This is a genomic window from Microbacterium sp. Mcb102, assembly GCF_024519805.1.
Classification (GTDB): domain Bacteria; phylum Actinomycetota; class Actinomycetes; order Actinomycetales; family Microbacteriaceae; genus Microbacterium.
Map to the genome: position 1 here is coordinate 179,712 of NZ_JALJRG010000002.1, position 17,999 is coordinate 197,710.

The following is a 17,999-nucleotide window of genomic DNA, read 5'->3' on the forward strand; positions in this document are numbered from 1 at the left end:
CGCGCGTTCGGGGGAGCGGATTTCAATCTGATCGAGATTTTCAATCCGATTAAAAGATACAATCACATTGAAATCGAACATGCAACAGTCATCCGTTCGATCGAAAGGATCGATGAATCACGTGCTCGGCGAACGCCTCAAATCCCTCAGGGCCGCAAAGGGTCTCACCCTGCGGCAGCTCTCCGACCTGTCCGGCCTCTCGGTCAGCATGCTCAGCCAGATCGAGAGCGGCTCGGCCGACCCGAGTCTCGGTTCGCTGCGCAAGCTCGCCCAGGTGTTCGAAGCCTCGATCGCCACGCTGTTCAGCGATCCGGATGCCCCCAACGTGTCCGTCAGCCGGCCGGGCGCCCGGCATCGACTCAGCGGATCCGACGCGGGCTTCGTCTACGAGCGACTGACGCCGGGACGCGGCGACCTCGAAGTCCTCACCGCCGACATCCCCCCGGGGGCCGCGAGCTCCGCACACCCCTGGGGCCACCCGTCGACCGAGTGCGTCTTCGTCATCAGCGGGGAACTCACCGTCGAGATCGCGGGGCAGACGTACATCATCGTGGGCAGCGAGTCGATCACCTTCGACTCCCGCCAGCCGCATCGCTACATCAACGCCAGTGACGCGATGACCTCGATCGTCGTCTCGGTCACTCCCCCGTCACCGTGATATGACCCCGCCGCGGCCCACCGCCCGGCACACGAAGAAGCCCGCCACCCCGAATGGGGCGGCGGGCTTCTTCGTGAGCGAAGTGCTTACTCGGACTTCTTCTCGACAGCGTCCTCAGCGGCAGCCTCGGCTGCTTCGCCTTCGGCCTGCGACTCGGCGCCGGCCTCGGCTGCGTCCTCGGCGGGAGCCTCCTCAGCGGGGGTCTCCTCGACGACCTCGGCGGGCTTCTCCGCCTTCTCGGCCTTCGGCGCAGCAGCAGCCTTCTTGGTCGACTTCGCCTTCGGGGTGACGGGCTCGAGAACGAGCTCGATCACGGCCATCGGAGCGTTGTCGCCCTTGCGGTTGCCGACCTTCGTGATGCGGGTGTAGCCGCCCTCGCGCTCGGCGACGAGCGGTGCGATCTCGGAGAACAGGATGTGCACGACTTCCTTGTCACCGATGACCGACAGCACGCGACGACGCGCGTGCAGGTCGCCACGCTTGGCGAAGGTGATCAGACGCTCGGCGAGCGGACGAAGGCGCTTGGCCTTGGTCTCGGTCGTCTTGATCGACTTGTGGGTGTAGAGCGCCGCCGCGAGGTTGGCAAGCATCAGGCGCTCGTGTGCGGGGCCGCCTCCGAGGCGGGGACCCTTAGTGGGCTTGGGCATAATCGTCTAACTCCTGGTCAGAAAGGTCGGGTTTCAGAAGGACTCGTCTTCGCTGCCGCCGTAGAAGTGGGCGCCGTCGAAACCGGGCACCGAATCCTTGAGCGACAGACCGAGCGAGATGAGCTTGTCGCGCACCTCGTCGACCGACTTCTGGCCGAAATTGCGGATGTTCATGAGCTGCGTCTCCGACAGGGCGACGAGCTCCGAAACAGTGTTGATGCCCTCACGCTTCAGGCAGTTGTACGAGCGGACCGACAGGTCGAGGTCTTCGATCGGCATCGACAGCTCGCTGGAGTTCACAGCCTCCACCGGCGCCGGGCCGATCTCGATGCCCTCGGCCTCGACGTTCAGCTCGCGGGCGAGACCGAACAGCTCGGTGAGCGTCTTCGCAGCCGACGCGACGGCGTCGCGGGGGCTGATCGCCGACTTGGTCTCGACGTCGAGGACGAGCTTGTCGAAGTCGGTACGCTCACCGGCACGAGTCGCCTCGACGCGGTAGCTCACCTTGAGGACCGGCGAGTAGATCGAGTCGATCGGGATCTGACCGGCCTCGGCGTACTCGTTGCGGTTCTGCGTCGCCGAGACGTAGCCACGGCCACGCTCGATCGTGAGCTCGAGCTCGAACTTCGCGGTCTCGTTCAGCGTCGCGATGACGAGCTCGGGGTTCTGCACCTCGACACCGGCCGGAGCCGAGATGTCGGCGGCGGTGACCTCGCCCGAACCGGTCTTGCGCAGGTACGCCGTGATGGGCTCGTCGCGCTCCGAGGAGACGACCAGCTGCTTGATGTTGAGGATGATCTCGGTGACATCCTCCTTCACGCCGGGGATGGTGCTGAACTCGTGCAGCACGCCGTCGATGCGAACGCTGGTGACAGCAGCACCGGGGATCGACGACAGCAGGCTGCGGCGCAGCGCGTTGCCGATCGTGTAACCGAAGCCGGGCTCCAGAGGCTCGATGATGAACCGGCTACGGTTCTCGACGATCTTTTCCTCGGTCAGTGTGGGACGCTGTGCAATAAGCACTCTGTGTTCCTTTCGATCACATGCCCGCTATATGACATGTGGTGGGGTGAGGTTTTGAGTTGTGGAAGTCGATGCCCGTACGCGGGCGTCGAGCCGCTCGGACCACGAATGGGCCGAGCGGCTCGAGGCGCGTATCAGACGCGGCGACGCTTCGGCGGACGGCAGCCGTTGTGCGCCTGGGGGGTGACGTCCTGGATCGAACCCACCTCGAGGCCTGCGGCCTGCAGCGAGCGGATCGCGGTCTCGCGGCCGGATCCCGGACCCTTCACGAGGACGTCGACCTTCTTGACGCCGTGCTCCGCGGCCTGGCGGGCTGCGGACTCGGCAGCCATACCGGCGGCGTACGGGGTCGACTTGCGGGAGCCCTTGAAGCCCACGCCACCCGACGATGCCCAGGCGATGACAGCCCCGGACGGGTCGGTGATCGAGACGATCGTGTTGTTGAACGTCGACTTGATGTGGGCCTGGCCCAGCGCGATGTTCTTCTTTTCCTTGCGGCGCGGCTTGCGCGCGGCGGCCTTGGGTGCAGCCATGAAAGTGTTCTCCTAGTCCCTGGGGCCGCGCTTAGCGGGCCTTCTTCTTGCCTGCGACGGTGCGCTTCGGGCCCTTGCGGGTACGGGCGTTGGTCTTGGTGCGCTGACCACGGACCGGGAGACCACGACGGTGGCGGATGCCCTCGTAGGAGCCGATCTCGACCTTGCGGCGGATGTCTGCTGCAACCTCGCGGCGCAGGTCACCCTCCACCTTGTAGTTGCCTTCGATGTGGTCGCGGAGGGCGATCAGCTGGTCGTCGCTGAGGTCCTTCACGCGGATGCTCTCGTCGATCTCCGTCGCCTTGAGGATCTCGACCGAGCGGGTACGGCCGACGCCGTAGATGTAGGTAAGGGCGATCACCACGCGCTTGTCGCGCGGGATGTCAACGCCGGCAAGACGTGCCATGCGGTTCTCCTGGGTGTTGTGGAGGTGTGGAACAGGATCGGTGCCCGGGCCTCCGCCCCGAGGTGTCCCCCGCTTCCGCGGGTTCTGATCCTGCCGTTGTGTTTTCAGTTATGAGATGTGCGTGAGCGATGCCGCGCAGCTCGGGCCCGTCGAGCGGATCGGCGGGCCCGCCGGGGACTCAGCCCTGGCGCTGCTTGTGACGCGGGTTGCTCTTGCAGATCACCATGACGCGGCCGTGACGGCGGATCACCTTGCAGTGATCGCAGATGGGCTTGACGCTGGGGTTGACCTTCATGATGTTTCCTGTTCGCTGTCTTCGTACCGCCCCAGGCAGGGGCAGGCCGTTACTTCTCGACCGATCAGCGGTAGCGGTAGACGATACGGCCGCGGGTCAGGTCGTAGGGGCTGAGCTCCACGACCACACGGTCCTCGGGGATGATACGGATGTAGTTCTGCCGCATCTTGCCGGAGATCGTTGCAAGGACCTTGTGTCCGTTGCTGAGCTCAACGCGGAACATCGCGTTGGGCAGAGCCTCGGAGATCACGCCCTCGATCTCGATGACACCGTCTTTCTTAGCCATAGCCTCGCTGACGCTTCTGCAGATCGGTCGATCTGCGGTGGGTGATTGGGTTTGTGGTGCTGCGCCGACGGACACGCCGAATCAAGGCGCAAAGCACCAAAGATCTATGTTAGACGCTCCGGAGTCATCCGGCAACTTGACCGCCCGTGGCGGACAGCTGTCGGATCAACCGATCAGCTTCTCCATCTCGGTGATCTCGCCGGCCTGCAGGTCGAGGCGCTTGCCGTTGACCTCGATGGTCGGCGTGCCCCCGATTTCATGAGCCTTCGCCTGCGCCGCTCCGAACTTGCGATAGGTCTCGTCAGTGATGCACGAGACCGCATCGTCAGCGCCGACCTGCGATGCGAAGTCGGCGAGCTGATCCGTGGTGAGACCCGCGGAATTCTCTGCCGGCTGGTTGTCGAACAGCGTCTTGGAGTAGTCGAGGTAGAGATCCGGGTTCGACTCCGCAACGCAGAAGGCCGCGCCGGCGGAGCGAGACGAGTACTCGGTGCCCTGCGAGTAGCGGTCCAGAATCGCGATGGGGTGGTACTCGAGGGTGATGCGACCGTCGGCGGCAGCGGCTTCCAGCTGCTCGCCGTACTGCTCCTCGAAGCTGGCGCAGATCGGGCACTGGAAGTCGACGAAGACCGCGACAGTGTCCTCGCCGTCACCGAACGAGATCGCACCGGTCTCTGAATTGAACGTGTCGTTGGCCTTCGGTGCCGCGCCGGGCGAGGTGGCCTGGTTGTTGAGGAACACCACGAGTCCACCGATCGCCACCAGCACCACGACCACGGCGATGGAGACGCCGATCGCGAACCAGTTGGTGTTGCTCTTCGCCGCTGCCATTACTTTCCGATCTCTCGAGGCTCGACTCCGAATGGAGCGAGTCCGGCTCTTCCGCCATCGGGCGCAGTCAGCACCCAGATACCCCCATCATGCAGGGCGACGCTATGTTCCCAATGGGAGCCGTCCGTGCCGTCGACCGTCGTGACGGTCCAGTCATCATCCTCGATGAACGTCGAATCCCCACCCGCGGTGACCATCGGCTCGATCGCGAGCACGAGACCGGGTTTGACGTCTTCGCCACGGTCGGGCGTGCGGTAGTTGAAGACACTGGGGGCTTCGTGCATCTTGCGGCCGATGCCGTGCCCGACATACTCACGGAGGATGCCGTACGGGTCCCCCGACACCGCCGATGGGCCCTGAGCCTCGATGTAGTCCTGGATGGCCGCGCCGATCTCATCGATCGACGAGACGGATGCCATCGCGGCGATCCCCGCCCACATGGATCCCTCGGTCACGCGGGAGAGCTCTTCGCGCTGCGCGACCAGTTCCGGCCGCTCCGGGTCGGGAACCACGACCGTGATCGCACTGTCGCCGTTCCAGCCCTTGAACTGCGCGCCGCAGTCGACCGAGACGATGTCGCCGGGCTGCAGCACGCGCTCACCCGGGATCCCGTGCACGACCTGCTCGTTCACCGAGATGCACGTCGTGTGATGGTAGCCGCGCACCAGCTGGAAGTTCGACTCCGCGCCGCGGGCCAGGATCGTGCGGCTGGCCATCGCGTCCAGCTCGAGGGTCGTCACGCCGGCCTTGATCAGCGGGCGGACGGCATCCAGCGCTGCGGCCGTGATGAGCCCAGGCTCCACCATCGCTCGCAGCTGAGCCGGGGTCTTGTAGATCGACCGGCGGAACATCTCAGGAGGCGGAGGCCGCGAGGCGCAGGCCGCGGGCGGCCAGAGCCGCCGTGATCCGCTCGGTGACGTCGTCGAGAGCGCCGGTACCGTCGATGCGGTCGACGATGCCCTTGGCACCGTACACCTCGATGATCGGAGCGGTCTCCCGCTCGTAGATGTCGAGACGGTGGCCGATGGCCTCCGGGGTGTCGTCGGAGCGGCCCTGCTCGGTGGCGCGGAGCGTCAGACGCTCCAGGCTCTCCTCACGTGGCACGTCGAGGAGGATGACCGCGTCGAGCGACTCCCCCCGCCCCGCGAGGAACGACTCCAGGTGGGCGACCTGCGCAGTGTTGCGCGGGTACCCGTCGAGCAGGAACCCGTGGGCTGCGTCGTCCTGCGACAGCCGGTCGCGCACGATCTCGCTCGTCAGCTCGTCCGGAACGAGGTCACCCTTGTCGAGGATCGCCGTGACCTGCTGGCCCAGCGGCGTCCCCTCCTTGATGTTCGCGCGGAAGATGTCACCGGTCGAGACGACCGGGATGCCGTAGGACTCGGCGATGCGCACGCCCTGCGTGCCCTTGCCGGAGCCCTGCGGGCCGACGATGAGAAGACGTGCGGATGCTGTCATCGGAGGAGCCCTTCATAGTGTCGCTGCTGCAGCTGAGCGTCGATCTGCTTGACCGTCTCGAGACCCACACCCACGATGATGAGGATCGAGGCGCCGCCGAACGGGAAGTTCTGGTTCGCGCCGACCGTGGCCAGTGCGATCAGCGGGATGAGCGCGATCAGACCGAGGTACAGCGAGCCCGGGAGCGTGATGCGGGTGAGCACGTAGTCGAGGTACTCGGCGGTCGGGCGACCCGCACGGATGCCGGGGATGAACCCGCCGTACTTCTTCATGTTGTCCGCGACCTCGACCGGGTTGAACGTGATCGCCACGTAGAAGTAGGTGAAGCCGATGATCAGCAGGAAGTAGGCGGCCATGTACACCGGGCTGTTGCCCGTGGTGAAGTTCGCGGTGATCCAGCTGACCCACTCGGGCGGCGTGGATCCGTCCTGCGGAGTGTTGAACTGCGCGATGAGAGCCGGGATGTACAGCAGCGACGACGCGAAGATCACGGGGATCACACCCGCCATGTTCACCTTGATCGGGATGTACGTGTTGGTGCCGCCGTACGTGCGGCGACCGACCATGCGCTTGGCGTACTGCACGGGGATCCGTCGCTGGGATTGCTCGACGAAGACGACGAGCCCCATGACGATGATTCCCACCAGCAGCACGAGGAGGAAGACCTCGAAGCCCTTGGTCTGCCAGATGAGGCCCATGGCACCGGGGAACGTCGCGGCGATGGAGGTGAAGATGAGCAGCGACATGCCGTTGCCGATGCCGCGCTCGGTGACCAGCTCGGCGAACCACATGATGAGACCGGTACCGGCCGTCATGGTCATGATGATGAGCAGCTGCGCCCACCACACGTCATTGGTCAGCAACTGCTGGCAGGCGGCGAGATCGGTGGATCCGAACAGCTGGCCACTTCGCGCCACCGTCACGAGCGTCGTCGACTGGAGGAGCGCGAGCGCGATGGTGAGGTACCGCGTGTACTGGGTCAGACGGGCCTGACCGGCCTGTCCTTCCTTGTGCAGCGCCTCGAAGTGCGGGATCACCACGCGAAGGAGCTGGGTGATGATCGTCGCCGTGATGTACGGCATGACGCCGAGCGCGAAGATCGACAGCTGCAGCAGCGCGCCACCGGAGAAGAGGTTGACCAGTCCGAGCAGGCCGTCGGTGCCCGCGTTCGCCGCGAGGCACTCCTCGACGTTCGGGAAGTTCACGAACGGCGCAGGGACGTTGGAGCCGAGACGGTAGATCGCGATGATGGCGAGGGTGAAACCGATCTTCCGACGCAGGTCCGGGGTGCGGAAGATCCGCGCGATGGCGCTAAACAAGGACGTTCCTCCTGAAAAGTTGCCGATTCCCGAAGGACGGCTGAAAGACCAGGGTAACGCAATCCGGGGTTCCCGGAATTCGTCACCGATACCAGGCCCGCCGGATGCGGCCCCAGAGCGAGGTCTCGGAGTGTGAAACGACGAGAGGGGCCGGAGAATCTCCGGCCCCTCTCATCTTGCGGTTACTTGACGGATCCGCCCGCCGCGACGATCTTCTGCTCGGCAGAACCCGAGACCTTGTCGACCGAAACGGTGAGCTTCACGGCGATGTCGCCGTTTCCGAGAACCTTGACCTTCTCGTTCTTGCGAACGGCACCCTTGGCGACCAGGTCGCCGATGGTGACATCGCCACCCTTGGGGTACAGCTCCGCGAGCTTCTCCAGGTTCACGACCTGGTACTCGACGCGGAACGGGTTCTTGAACCCGCGCAGCTTCGGGGTGCGCATGTGCAGCGGCATCTGCCCACCCTCGAAGCCGACGCGAACGGTGTTGCGCGCCTTGGTGCCCTTGGTACCACGACCGGCGGTCTTACCCTTGGAGCCCTCACCACGGCCGACGCGAGTCTTGGCGGTGTTGGATCCGGGGACCGGACGCAGGTGGTGCACCTTCAGGACGCCGGGGCGGGATGCCGGAGCATCCTTCGCAGGCGCAGCCTTCTTGGCGGCCGGCTTCTTGGCCGGAGCGTCAGCCTTGGCGGCGGACGCAGCGGTCTTGGCCGGAGCCTTCTTCGCGGCGGGCTTCTTCTCAGCGGCAGCCTTGGGAGCTGCAGCCTTCTTCGGGGCCTTCTCAGCCTCGACGGCCTCGTTCTTCTCAGCCATTAGTCGATCTCCTCAACCTTGACGAGGTGTGCGACGGTCTTGACGTAACCGCGCGTCTGCGCGTCGTCGGGGCGGACGGTGGTGTCACCGATCCGCTTGAGACCGAGGCTGCGCAGCGTGTCACGCTGGTTCTGCTTCTCGCTCACCTTGGACTTGATCTGCGTGACCTTCAGTCGCGCGGCCATCAGGCACCTACCTTCTGTGCGGCGATGGCCTCGGCCTCTGCGCGCACGAGGCGGGCAGGGGCGACCTGGTCGAACTCGAGGCCACGACGCGCGGCGACCGCACGAGGCTCCTCGAGCTGCTTCAGGGCCGTGACCGTCGCGTGCACGATGTTGATCGTGTTCGACGAGCCGAGCGACTTCGACAGCACGTCGTGGATACCGGCGCACTCGAGCACGGCGCGGACCGGACCACCGGCGATGACACCGGTACCGGCAGCGGCCGGACGGAGCAGGACCACACCTGCGGCGGCCTCACCCTGCACGGGGTGCGGGATGGTGCTGCCGACACGCGGAACTCGGAAGAAGTTGCGCTTGGCCTCTTCGACACCCTTCGAGATCGCCAGGGGGACCTCTCGGGCCTTGCCGTAGCCGACGCCGACCAGACCGTTGCCGTCACCGACGACCACGAGGGCGGTGAAGCTGAAGCGACGACCACCCTTCACGACCTTCGAGACACGGTTGATCGTGACGACGCGCTCCAGGAACTGGTTGTCACCACGGTCGCGCGAGTTGCGGTCGCGGCCACCCTGGTTGCGGTCACCGCGGCCACCGCGGCGGCCATCACGCTGATCGCGAGCCGGCTCTGCCTGCGTGGTGCCCGCAGCCGTCTCGGAAGTGGCAGCTGCCGCTTCGGTCACTTCGTTCTCCTTGTTGTCACTCACAGTGCCAGACCCCCTTCGCGGGCGCCGTCGGCGATGGCGGCGACACGACCGGCGTAGCGGTTGCCGCCACGGTCGAACACTGCCTCGGAAACGCCGGCAGCCTTCGCACGCTCGGCGAGGAGCTCGCCGACCTTGCGGGCCTTGGCGGTCTTGTCACCCTCGAGCGAACGCAGGTCGGTCTCGAGCGTCGAAGCCGACGCGACGGTGTGACCCTTGCTGTCGTCGACCAGCTGCACGAAGACGTGGCGGGCCGAGCGGTTGACGACGAGGCGCGGACGCACCTCGGTGCCGACGACCTTCTTGCGAAGGCGGGCGTGACGACGCGCGCGGGCGTCAGACTTTGACTTGAGAGCCATGGTTACTTACCACTCTTTCCGGCCTTGCGACGCACGTTCTCGCCGGCGTAGCGCACACCCTTGCCCTTGTACGGCTCGGGCTTGCGGATCTTGCGGATGTTGGCGGCTGCCTCGCCGACAGCCTGCTTGTCGATCCCGCTGACGGTGAGCTTGGTGGTGCCCTCGACCGTGAGCGTGATGCCGGCGGGCGGGTCGATCAGGACCGGGTGCGAGAAGCCGAGGGCGAACTCGACCGAGCTCCCCTTCTGCTGCACGCGGTAACCGGTGCCGACGACCTCGAGACCCTTGGTGTAGCCCTGGGTCACGCCGATGATGTTGTTGTTGATGAGCGTGCGGGTCAGGCCGTGAAGCGACCGAGACTCGCGCTCGTCGTCGGGACGGGAGACCAGAACCTGGTTCTCCTCGACCGCGACCTCGATGGGGTTGGCCACCGTGAGGGTGAGCTCACCCTTGGGGCCCTTCACCGAGACCACGCGGCCTGCGACCGAAACGGTCACGCCCGCGGGAACGTCGATGGGAAGTCGTCCAATACGCGACATTTCGAATTACCACACGTAGGCGAGAACTTCTCCGCCCACGCCCTTCTGCTCAGCCTGACGGTCGGTGAGAAGACCGGAGGAGGTGGACAGGATGGCCACGCCGAGGCCGCCGAGGACCGTGGGGAGCTCGGTGGACTTCGCGTAGACGCGGAGGCCGGGCTTCGAGACGCGCTTGATACCAGCGATCGAGCGCTCACGGTTGGGGCCGTACTTCAGCGTCAGCGTGAGGTTCTGTCCGACGCGAGCGTCAGAGGTCTCCCAGCCGGCGATGTAGCCCTCCTGCTGGAGGATCTGAGCGATGTTCGTCTTGAGCTTGCTCGACGGCAGGGTCACGGAATCGTGGTGCGCCGAGTTCGCGTTACGCAGACGGGTCAGCAGATCTGCGACCGGGTCTGTCATTGTCATTGTTGTTTTCCTTTGTTCATGAGGTTCCGGCTGCCGTTACACGACAGACGGCCTGCGATGACACGCAATCTTCAATTGTAGGTGCATGTCGGCGAGTACTTCGACAGGCTCAGCAACCCATGGGTCCCTGAGCCTGTCGAAGGGTCACGCCTGTGCGTCTTCCGAGCGGAACGGGAAGCCGAGGTGACGGAGCAGTGCCCGTCCCTCGTCATCCGTCTTCGCGGTGGTGACGACCGTGATGTCGAAACCGCGAACCCGGTCGATCTTGTCCTGATCGATCTCGTGGAACACGCTCTGCTCCTGGAGACCGAAGGTGTAGTTGCCGTTGCCGTCGAACTGCTTGCCCGAAAGACCGCGGAAGTCGCGGATACGGGGCAGAGCCAGCGAGACCAGACGGTCCACGAACTCCCACGCGCGGTCACCGCGGAGGGTGACGTGCGCGCCGATGGCCTGGCCCTCACGCAGCTTGAACTGCGCGATGGACTTGCGGGCCTTCGTGACGATCGGCTTCTGGCCGGTGATCTTGGTGAGGTCGTCGACCGCACCATCGATCACCTTGCTGTCGCGAGCTGCCTCGCCGACACCGGTGTTCACGACGACCTTGACCAGTCCGGGGATCTGCATGACGTTCGCGTAACCGAACTCGTCCTGCAGAGCCTTCTTGATCTCGCTGTTGTACTTCTGCTTCAGGCGCGGCTGGATCTTGCCAGCCGGCGCGGCAGTGTCGGTGCTCATCAGAGGTCCTTACCGCTCTTCTTCGCGTACCGCACGCGGACGGTGCGCTTGACGCCGTCCTTGGTCTGCTCCTCGACCCGGTGGCCGACCTTGGTCGGCTTCTTGGTCGAAGGGTCGACGAGTGCGACGTTCGAGATGTGGATGGAGGCTTCGACGGTCTCGATGCCTCCGGTCTTGGTGCCACGCTGCGTCTGTCCGACGCGGGTGTGCTTGGTGACGTAGTTCACGCCTTCGACGATCACGCGGTTCTTGTCACCGAGGACGTCGAGGACCTTGCCCTGCTTGCCACGGTCGCCGCCACGCTCCTGCGTGGCACCGGTGATGACCTGAACCAGGTCACCCTTCTTGATCTTCGCCATGATTAGATGACCTCCGGCGCCAGCGAGACGATCTTCATGAACTTCTTGTCACGAAGCTCACGACCGACCGGCCCGAAGATACGGGTGCCGCGGGGCTCCCCGTCGTTCTTCAGGATCACTGCGGCGTTCTCGTCGAACTTGATGTAGGAGCCGTCCGGACGACGGACCTCCTTCTTGGTGCGGACGATGACCGCCTTGACGACGTCGCCCTTCTTCACGTTGCCACCGGGGATCGCGTCCTTGACGGTAGCGACGATGGTGTCGCCGAGACCGGCGTAACGACGCTTCGAGCCACCGAGGACACGAATCGTGAGGAGCTCCTTGGCGCCGGTGTTGTCGGCGACCTTGAGTCGGGATTCCTGCTGAATCACTTGGCCTTCTCCAGAATCTCCACCAGACGCCAGCGCTTCGTGGCGCTCAGCGGGCGGGTCTCGTTGATCAGGACCAGGTCGCCGATGCCGGCGGAGTTCGCCTCATCGTGCGCCTTGACCTTCGAGGTGCGGCGGATGACCTTGCCGTAAAGCGGGTGCTTCACGCGGTCCTCGACCTCGACCACGATGGTCTTGTCCATCTTGTCGCTGACGACGTAGCCGCGACGTGCCTTGCGGTAACCGCGGGCAGCGGAGTCGCGGACGTCGTGCTCGGACGACTCGTGTCCTGCGGCCTGCGTCTCCACAGTCGCTTCCTTCTTGGTGGCCATCACTCAGCCTCTTCCTTCACGGCGTCGTCGGCGGAGTCCGCCTTCTTCGCCTTCGACTTGGTCGCCTTCTTGGCCGGAGCCTCGACCGGAGCGGGCGTCGCACGGATGCCCAGCTCACGTTCGCGGATCACGGTGTAGAGGCGCGCGATGTCGCGCTTGACGGCGCGGATGCGGCCGTGGCTCTCCAGCTGGCCGGTGGCCGACTGGAAACGGAGGTTGAACAGCTCCTCCTTGGCCTTGCGCAGCTCCTCAACGAGGCGCTGGTCTTCGAATGTATCGAGCTCTGCCGGGGCGAGCTCCTTGGTGCCGATCGCCATTACGCGTCGCCCTCCTCGCGCTTGATGATGCGTGCCTTGAGCGGCAGCTTGTGAATTGCACGGGTCAGAGCTTCGCGAGCGAGCTCCTCGTCGACACCCGCGACCTCGAAGAGGACACGGCCCGGCTTGACGTTGGCGACCCACCACTCGGGAGAACCCTTACCGGAACCCATGCGGGTCTCGGCAGGCTTCTTCGTGAGCGGACGGTCGGGGTAGATGTTGATCCACACCTTTCCACCACGCTTGATGTGACGGGTCATCGCGATACGAGCGGACTCGATCTGACGGTTCGTCACGTAAGCGGGGGTCAGAGCCTGGATGCCGTACTCGCCGAAGGAGACCTTCGTGCCGCCGGTTGCCTGGCCCGAGCGACCCGGGTGGTGCTGCTTGCGGAACTTGACCTTACGGGGGATGAGCATTATGCCGACGCTCCTTCTGCGACAGGTGCCTCGTTGCGCGGGGCACGGCGGCGGTCGCCACCACGGTCGTCACGACGAGCCTTGGGTGCGTTGGCCTGCTCGCGAGCGAGCTCCTTGGCGGTCAGGTCGCCCTTGTAGATCCAGACCTTCACGCCGATGCGGCCGAAGGTGGTCTTCGCCTCGTAGAAGCCGTAGTCGATGTTCGCGCGCAGCGTGTGCAGCGGCACACGACCTTCGCGGTAGAACTCCGAGCGGCTCATCTCGGCGCCGCCGAGGCGGCCGGAGACCTGGATGCGGATGCCCTTGGCGCCGGCGCGCTGAGCGCCCTGCAGACCCTTGCGCATCGCACGACGGAACGCCACGCGAGCAGACAGCTGCTCGGCGATGCCCTGTGCGACGAGCTGAGCGTCAGCCTCGGGGTTCTTGACCTCGAGGATGTTCAGCTGGATCTGCTTGCCCGAGAGCTTCTCGAGGTCGCCGCGGATGCGCTCGGCCTCGGCGCCACGACGACCGATCACGATGCCCGGACGGGCGGTGTGGATGTCGACGCGGACGCGGTCACGGGTGCGCTCGATCTCGATGTTCGAGACACCGGCGCGGTCGAGCTGCGTCTTGAGCAGGTTGCGGATCTTGATGTCCTCGGCGACGTAGTCGGCGTAACGCTGACCCGGCTTCGTCGAGTCAGAGAACCAACGCGAGACGTGGTCCGTCGTGATGCCGAGACGGAAGCCGTACGGGTTTACCTTCTGTCCCATTACTTGCTCGCCTTCTTGTTGCTGTCGCCCGCGGCGGCCGGAGCTGCCTCAGGCGTCGAGAGCACGACCGTGATGTGGCTCGTGCGCTTCTTGATCTGGAAAGCGCGACCCTGTGCACGGGGCTGGAAACGCTTGAGCGTGGTGCCCTCGTCGACGTACGCGTTGGCCACGTACAGGTCCTTCTCGTCGAGGAACTCGCCGTCGCGATCTGCCTTGACCTGCGCGTTGGCCATGGCCGACGCGACAAGCTTGTAGATCGGCTCGCTGGCGCTCTGCTGTGCGAACTTCAGGATCGCCAGAGCCTCCTGGGCCTGCTTGCCCTTGATGAGCGCGACGACACGACGAGCCTTCTGAGGGGTCACGCGGATGTGTCGCACGCGTGCGATCGATTCGACCATTAGCGGCGCCGCCCCTTCTTGTCGTCCTTCTCGTGGCCGCGGAAGGTGCGGGTGGGCGCGAACTCGCCCAGCTTGTGACCGACCATGGTCTCGGACACGAACACAGGGATGTGCTTGCGTCCGTCGTGGACCGCGATCGTGTGACCCAGCATGGCCGGGATGATCATGGACCGACGGGACCAGGTCTTGATGACGTTCTTGGTGCCGGCTTCGTTCTGCACGACCACCTTGCGAAGCAGGTGATCGTCGACGAAGGGGCCCTTCTTAAGACTGCGAGGCATCTTCTCTTACTCCTACTTACGCTTCTTGCCGGCGTTACGACGACGCACGATGTACTTGTCGCTTTCCTTGTTGGCGTGACGGGTACGACCCTCAGCCTGGCCCCACGGGGAGACGGGGTGACGACCACCAGAGGTCTTACCCTCACCACCACCGTGCGGGTGGTCCACCGGGTTCATCGCGACACCACGCACGGTCGGGCGGACGCCCTTCCAGCGCATGCGGCCGGCCTTGCCCCAGTTGATGTTCGACTGCTCGGCGTTGCCGACCTCGCCGATGGTCGCGCGGCAGCGCGCATCGACGTTGCGGATCTCGCCCGAGGGGAGACGCAGCTGGGCGTAGGGGCCGTCCTTGGCGACGAGACGGACGGATGCACCGGCCGAACGTGCCATCTTCGCGCCGCCACCGGGGCGGAGCTCGATCGCGTGGATGACGGTACCCGTGGGGATGTTCTTCAGCGGGAGGTTGTTGCCCGGCTTGATGTCAGCCCCGGCACCCGACTCGACGATGTCGCCCTGCTTCAGCTTCGCCGGAGCGAGGATGTAGCGCTTCTCACCGTCGAAGTAGTGCAGCAGCGCGATGCGCGCGGTGCGGTTGGGGTCGTACTCGATGTGAGCGACCTTGGCGTTGACGCCGTCCTTGTCGTTACGACGGAAGTCGATGACGCGGTACTGGCGCTTGTGGCCACCACCGATGTGACGGGTCGTGATGCGGCCCTGGTTGTTGCGACCACCGGTCTTCGAGAGCGGGCGCAGCAGCGACTTCTCCGGCGTCGATCGAGTGATCTCGGCGAAGTCAGCCACCGACGAGCCGCGACGGCCCGGGGTCGTGGGCTTGTACTTGCGAATAGCCATTATTGTCCTTATCCCCCGGGTCAGCCGATTGCCGTGAAGATGTCGATGGTGCCCGACTTCAGGGTGACGATGGCGCGCTTGGTGTCCTTGCGCTTGCCGGTGCCGAAGCGGGTGCGACGAGCCTTGCCGACGCGGTTGAGGGTGTTGACCCCTGCGACCTTGACGCCGAAGATCTTCTCGATGGCGAGCTTGATCTCGGTCTTCGAAGCGCGCGGGTCGACGAGGAAGGTGTACTTTCCTTCATCGATGAGCCCGTAGCTCTTCTCGGACACGACCGGCTTCAGGATGATGTCGCGCGGGTCCTTGTTCAGGGCCGTCTGGAGAACAGATGCCTGCTCGCTCATGCGGAGACCTCCTGGTTGGCGCCGGACTTGGAGGCGATGAAGCCCTCGAGCGCGGCCTGGGTGAAGACGATGTCGTCGGAGACGAGCACGTCGTATGCGTTGAGCTGGTCGAACGTCAGCACGTGCAGGTTCGACAGGTTGCGGATGCTCTTCAGCGTCACGTCGTCGTTGCGCTCGATCACGACGAGCACGTTCTTCGACGAGACGACGTTGGTGAGGAAGTTCACCGCGGTCTTCGTCGAGGGCGTGCCGTCGATCCCGAAGGACTCGATGGCGTGGATGCGGTCGCCACGGAAGCGGTCGCTGAGCGCGCCCAGCAGGGCGGCCGCGATCATCTTCTTGGGCGTGCGCTGCGAGTAGTCACGCGGCTTCGGCCCGTGGACGATGCCACCACCGGTCATGTGCGGCGCACGGATGGAACCCTGACGGGCGTTACCCGTGCCCTTCTGCTTGAAGGGCTTGCGGCCGGCACCGGAGACCTCGCCACGACGCTTGGTCGAGTGCGTGCCCTGGCGAGCCGCCGCGAGCTGCGCGACGACGACCTGGTGGATGAGCGGGATGTTCGTCTTGGCGTCGAACAGCGCGGCGGGAAGCTCGATGGAGCCTGCCTTCTTGCCGTCTGCCTTGAGGACGTCGAGCGCGAGAGTGGAGTCAGCCATGTTCAGGCACCCTTCACTGCGTTGCGGACATAGACGATGCGGCCACGAGCACCGGGGACAGCGCCCTTGACGAGCAGCAGACCCTTCTCGATGTCGATGGCGTGCACCGTGAGGTTGAGGACGGTCACACGCTCGCCACCCATACGGCCGGCCATGCGCATGCCCTTGAAGACGCGGCTCGGGGTCGACGATGCGCCGATCGAGCCGGGCTTGCGGTGGTTGCGGTGCGAACCGTGCGAAGCCGAGACGCCCTTGAAGTTGTGACGCTTCATGACACCGGCGAAGCCCTTGCCCTTGCTCGTGCCGACGACGTCGACGAGCTGGCCGGCTTCGAAGGTGCCGTCGACCGTGAGCTCCTGGCCCAGGCTGTAGTCGCCGGCGTCCGCGGTGCGGATCTCGGTGACGTGACGACGCGGCGTGACGCCGGCTGCCTCGAAGTGGGCCGTGAGGGGCTTGTTCACCTTGCGCGGGTCGATCTGGCCGTACGCGATCTGCACGGCGTTGTAGCCGTCCTTCTCGGGCGTACGGATCTGCGTGACCACGTTCGAGGCGAGCTCGATGACGGTGACGGGAACGAGCTTGCCGCTCTCGTTCCAGACCTGGGTCATGCCGAGCTTCGTGCCCAGCATGCCCTTGGAAATCTTGGAGTTGATGTCAACCATGTCCGACCTCAGAGCTTGATCTCGATGTTGACATCGGCAGGCAGGTCGAGACGCATCAGCGAGTCGACGGCCTTGGGCGTCGGGTCGACGATGTCGATCAGACGCTTGTGGGTGCGCATCTCGAAGTGCTCGCGGCTGTCCTTGTACTTGTGCGGCGACCGGATGACGCACACGACGTTCTTCTCGGTCGGAAGGGGCACGGGTCCGACGACGGTCGCACCCGCACGGGTCACGGTGTCGACGATCTTGCGTGCGGACGTGTCGATGACCTCGTGGTCATACGACTTCAGGCGAATGCGGATCTTCTGTCCCGCCATTGTCTGCTCTCTCTCTTTAGGCGTCATACCGTCCGGGACCGGGTGGCCCTGGGGCATTGGACGCACGTCGGCGCTGTTCGCGCCTCGGCACGAGAACGGCTCTCACGAGTCGATCTGCTGCACCACTGTTCTTCTGTCAGCCGGACGCCGCGAGGCGACCGGATGCCCGACCTCCGCCGCGCACGGCGAACCCTTCGGTGAGAAGGGTGTCGGGGTGTGTGTTCTGCTACCCGCGGCCTAGAACCCTGCAGCCCCCATGAGGAACCGCCGTCTATGCACTGCCCTGGCAGTGATCCGGCGCACGCACAGCGGCGACGGAATATCGAACCTGTCTATTCTGCCACGGCTGATTTCACTTCTGCAAACCCGGGCGTGTCGCGCCTCTCAGCGAGGCGGTGACCGACGTCGAAATCCGGCTCAGAAGGAAGGAGATAGCGGGGCGAGGCATCCCCATGCCTCGCCCCGCTTGGGGAGGGCGTTCAGTGCGAGGGGGCACACCGAACGCGAGTAGCCCGGCGTGAAGGGACGCCGAACTCCTCGTTCGAGGGCGCGGCGGAAGACCCGCCGCGCAGGCAGGGTGACGCTCAGGCGCACAGAGTGCGCGCGTCGCACGATGATCCCCAAGATCGCTTATCCCCAGTTTCAACGCGGAAAGCCCGCGTGCTTCGGGAAACCGAACCCCTTCGGCTTCCCCGACCGCAAGATCCCCAGGCGGTCGAGACGATCCTACTCGATACATCT

31 protein-coding genes are annotated in these 17,999 nt (G+C 65.1%); 1 reads left to right on the top strand and 30 read right to left on the bottom strand.

Annotation, left to right across the window (positions count from 1 at the left end; genetic code table 11):
* Positions 1-112: 112 nt before the first annotated feature.
* The gene (locus OC372_RS07020; protein ID WP_036302868.1) at positions 113-658 is read left to right on the top strand and encodes a helix-turn-helix domain-containing protein; all 546 of its coding nucleotides are present in this window, start codon (positions 113-115) and stop codon (positions 656-658) included.
* 86 nt (positions 659-744) lie between these two features.
* Here OC372_RS07020 and rplQ read toward each other — a convergent pair whose 3' ends face one another.
* From rplQ to rpsJ, 30 genes are all read right to left on the bottom strand, one after another.
* The gene (rplQ, locus tag OC372_RS07025) at positions 745-1,305 is read right to left on the bottom strand and encodes a 50S ribosomal protein L17 (protein ID WP_105710441.1); all 561 of its coding nucleotides are present in this window, start codon (positions 1,303-1,305) and stop codon (positions 745-747) included.
* Between the two features lie 33 nt (positions 1,306-1,338).
* Positions 1,339-2,328 (bottom strand): DNA-directed RNA polymerase subunit alpha, encoded by a 990-nt coding sequence (locus tag OC372_RS07030; protein WP_029260932.1) that lies wholly within the window; start codon positions 2,326-2,328, stop codon positions 1,339-1,341.
* A gap of 134 nt (positions 2,329-2,462) precedes the next feature.
* On the bottom strand, positions 2,463-2,861 hold the full coding sequence (gene rpsK, locus OC372_RS07035; RefSeq protein ID WP_017829189.1) for a 30S ribosomal protein S11: 399 nt from the start codon (positions 2,859-2,861) through the stop codon (positions 2,463-2,465).
* A gap of 31 nt (positions 2,862-2,892) precedes the next feature.
* Complete coding sequence (gene rpsM / locus OC372_RS07040; protein WP_017829190.1) at positions 2,893-3,267, bottom strand: 30S ribosomal protein S13; 375 nt, start codon at positions 3,265-3,267, stop codon at positions 2,893-2,895.
* A 178-nt stretch (positions 3,268-3,445) separates the two neighbouring features.
* Complete coding sequence (rpmJ, locus tag OC372_RS07045) at positions 3,446-3,562, bottom strand: 50S ribosomal protein L36 (protein WP_005050492.1); 117 nt, start codon at positions 3,560-3,562, stop codon at positions 3,446-3,448.
* Between the two features lie 64 nt (positions 3,563-3,626).
* On the bottom strand, positions 3,627-3,848 hold the full coding sequence (gene infA, locus OC372_RS07050) for a translation initiation factor IF-1 (RefSeq protein WP_017201569.1): 222 nt from the start codon (positions 3,846-3,848) through the stop codon (positions 3,627-3,629).
* A gap of 165 nt (positions 3,849-4,013) precedes the next feature.
* Positions 4,014-4,679 carry a DsbA family protein gene (locus OC372_RS07055; protein ID WP_029260931.1) on the bottom strand — a complete coding sequence of 222 codons (666 nt, stop codon included), beginning with the start codon at positions 4,677-4,679 and terminating at the stop codon, positions 4,014-4,016.
* Positions 4,679-5,530 carry a type I methionyl aminopeptidase gene (map, locus tag OC372_RS07060; protein ID WP_262001339.1) on the bottom strand — a complete coding sequence of 284 codons (852 nt, stop codon included), beginning with the start codon at positions 5,528-5,530 and terminating at the stop codon, positions 4,679-4,681. The genes OC372_RS07055 and map overlap by 1 nt, the downstream gene beginning before the upstream one ends.
* A gap of 1 nt (position 5,531) precedes the next feature.
* A complete protein-coding gene (locus OC372_RS07065) occupies positions 5,532-6,137 on the bottom strand; it encodes an adenylate kinase (protein WP_029260929.1) in 606 nt (201 codons plus the stop codon).
* On the bottom strand, positions 6,134-7,456 hold the full coding sequence (gene secY, locus OC372_RS07070) for a preprotein translocase subunit SecY (protein ID WP_029260928.1): 1,323 nt from the start codon (positions 7,454-7,456) through the stop codon (positions 6,134-6,136). The genes OC372_RS07065 and secY overlap by 4 nt, the downstream gene beginning before the upstream one ends.
* A 182-nt stretch (positions 7,457-7,638) precedes the next feature.
* Positions 7,639-8,274 (bottom strand): 50S ribosomal protein L15, encoded by a 636-nt coding sequence (gene rplO / locus OC372_RS07075; protein ID WP_036302867.1) that lies wholly within the window; start codon positions 8,272-8,274, stop codon positions 7,639-7,641.
* Positions 8,274-8,459 carry a 50S ribosomal protein L30 gene (gene rpmD, locus OC372_RS07080; RefSeq protein WP_017201575.1) on the bottom strand — a complete coding sequence of 62 codons (186 nt, stop codon included), beginning with the start codon at positions 8,457-8,459 and terminating at the stop codon, positions 8,274-8,276. Before rpmD ends, rplO begins: the two co-directional genes overlap by 1 nt.
* Positions 8,459-9,160: a 30S ribosomal protein S5 gene (gene rpsE, locus OC372_RS07085; RefSeq protein ID WP_029260927.1), complete on the bottom strand. Its 702-nt coding sequence runs from the start codon at positions 9,158-9,160 to the stop codon at positions 8,459-8,461. Before rpsE ends, rpmD begins: the two co-directional genes overlap by 1 nt.
* Complete coding sequence (gene rplR / locus OC372_RS07090) at positions 9,157-9,516, bottom strand: 50S ribosomal protein L18 (protein WP_029260926.1); 360 nt, start codon at positions 9,514-9,516, stop codon at positions 9,157-9,159. The genes rpsE and rplR overlap by 4 nt, the downstream gene beginning before the upstream one ends.
* A 2-nt stretch (positions 9,517-9,518) precedes the next feature.
* Entirely contained in the window at positions 9,519-10,055 is a 537-nt protein-coding gene (rplF, locus tag OC372_RS07095; protein ID WP_029260925.1) for a 50S ribosomal protein L6, read from the bottom strand.
* Between the two features lie 6 nt (positions 10,056-10,061).
* Positions 10,062-10,460 carry a 30S ribosomal protein S8 gene (rpsH, locus tag OC372_RS07100; RefSeq protein ID WP_029260924.1) on the bottom strand — a complete coding sequence of 133 codons (399 nt, stop codon included), beginning with the start codon at positions 10,458-10,460 and terminating at the stop codon, positions 10,062-10,064.
* 144 nt (positions 10,461-10,604) lie between these two features.
* Complete coding sequence (gene rplE, locus OC372_RS07105; protein ID WP_029260923.1) at positions 10,605-11,195, bottom strand: 50S ribosomal protein L5; 591 nt, start codon at positions 11,193-11,195, stop codon at positions 10,605-10,607.
* The gene (rplX, locus tag OC372_RS07110; RefSeq protein ID WP_029260922.1) at positions 11,195-11,554 is read right to left on the bottom strand and encodes a 50S ribosomal protein L24; all 360 of its coding nucleotides are present in this window, start codon (positions 11,552-11,554) and stop codon (positions 11,195-11,197) included. The genes rplE and rplX overlap by 1 nt, the downstream gene beginning before the upstream one ends.
* Positions 11,555-11,556: 2 nt before the next feature.
* A complete protein-coding gene (gene rplN / locus OC372_RS07115; protein WP_017201583.1) occupies positions 11,557-11,925 on the bottom strand; it encodes a 50S ribosomal protein L14 in 369 nt (122 codons plus the stop codon).
* The gene (gene rpsQ / locus OC372_RS07120; RefSeq protein WP_021201120.1) at positions 11,922-12,254 is read right to left on the bottom strand and encodes a 30S ribosomal protein S17; all 333 of its coding nucleotides are present in this window, start codon (positions 12,252-12,254) and stop codon (positions 11,922-11,924) included. Before rpsQ ends, rplN begins: the two co-directional genes overlap by 4 nt.
* A complete protein-coding gene (rpmC, locus tag OC372_RS07125) occupies positions 12,254-12,571 on the bottom strand; it encodes a 50S ribosomal protein L29 (RefSeq protein ID WP_017829202.1) in 318 nt (105 codons plus the stop codon). The genes rpsQ and rpmC overlap by 1 nt, the downstream gene beginning before the upstream one ends.
* Positions 12,571-12,990: a 50S ribosomal protein L16 gene (gene rplP, locus OC372_RS07130; protein WP_017829203.1), complete on the bottom strand. Its 420-nt coding sequence runs from the start codon at positions 12,988-12,990 to the stop codon at positions 12,571-12,573. The genes rpmC and rplP overlap by 1 nt, the downstream gene beginning before the upstream one ends.
* Positions 12,990-13,745, bottom strand: coding sequence for a 30S ribosomal protein S3 (rpsC, locus tag OC372_RS07135; protein WP_017201587.1), 756 nt, complete (start codon positions 13,743-13,745; stop codon positions 12,990-12,992). The genes rplP and rpsC overlap by 1 nt, the downstream gene beginning before the upstream one ends.
* Entirely contained in the window at positions 13,745-14,143 is a 399-nt protein-coding gene (rplV, locus tag OC372_RS07140) for a 50S ribosomal protein L22 (protein ID WP_017829204.1), read from the bottom strand. Before rplV ends, rpsC begins: the two co-directional genes overlap by 1 nt.
* Positions 14,143-14,424 carry a 30S ribosomal protein S19 gene (gene rpsS, locus OC372_RS07145; RefSeq protein WP_017829205.1) on the bottom strand — a complete coding sequence of 94 codons (282 nt, stop codon included), beginning with the start codon at positions 14,422-14,424 and terminating at the stop codon, positions 14,143-14,145. The genes rplV and rpsS overlap by 1 nt, the downstream gene beginning before the upstream one ends.
* 12 nt (positions 14,425-14,436) lie before the next feature.
* Positions 14,437-15,276, bottom strand: coding sequence for a 50S ribosomal protein L2 (rplB, locus tag OC372_RS07150; protein ID WP_017201590.1), 840 nt, complete (start codon positions 15,274-15,276; stop codon positions 14,437-14,439).
* Positions 15,277-15,296: 20 nt separating this feature from the next.
* Entirely contained in the window at positions 15,297-15,620 is a 324-nt protein-coding gene (rplW, locus tag OC372_RS07155) for a 50S ribosomal protein L23 (RefSeq protein WP_017829206.1), read from the bottom strand.
* Positions 15,617-16,279: a 50S ribosomal protein L4 gene (gene rplD / locus OC372_RS07160; protein WP_021201122.1), complete on the bottom strand. Its 663-nt coding sequence runs from the start codon at positions 16,277-16,279 to the stop codon at positions 15,617-15,619. The genes rplW and rplD overlap by 4 nt, the downstream gene beginning before the upstream one ends.
* A 2-nt stretch (positions 16,280-16,281) precedes the next feature.
* On the bottom strand, positions 16,282-16,941 hold the full coding sequence (gene rplC, locus OC372_RS07165) for a 50S ribosomal protein L3 (protein ID WP_029260921.1): 660 nt from the start codon (positions 16,939-16,941) through the stop codon (positions 16,282-16,284).
* Between the two features lie 8 nt (positions 16,942-16,949).
* Positions 16,950-17,258, bottom strand: a complete 309-nt coding sequence (gene rpsJ / locus OC372_RS07170) for a 30S ribosomal protein S10 (RefSeq protein ID WP_017201594.1) — start codon at positions 17,256-17,258, stop codon at positions 16,950-16,952.
* Positions 17,259-17,999: the final 741 nt, after the last annotated feature.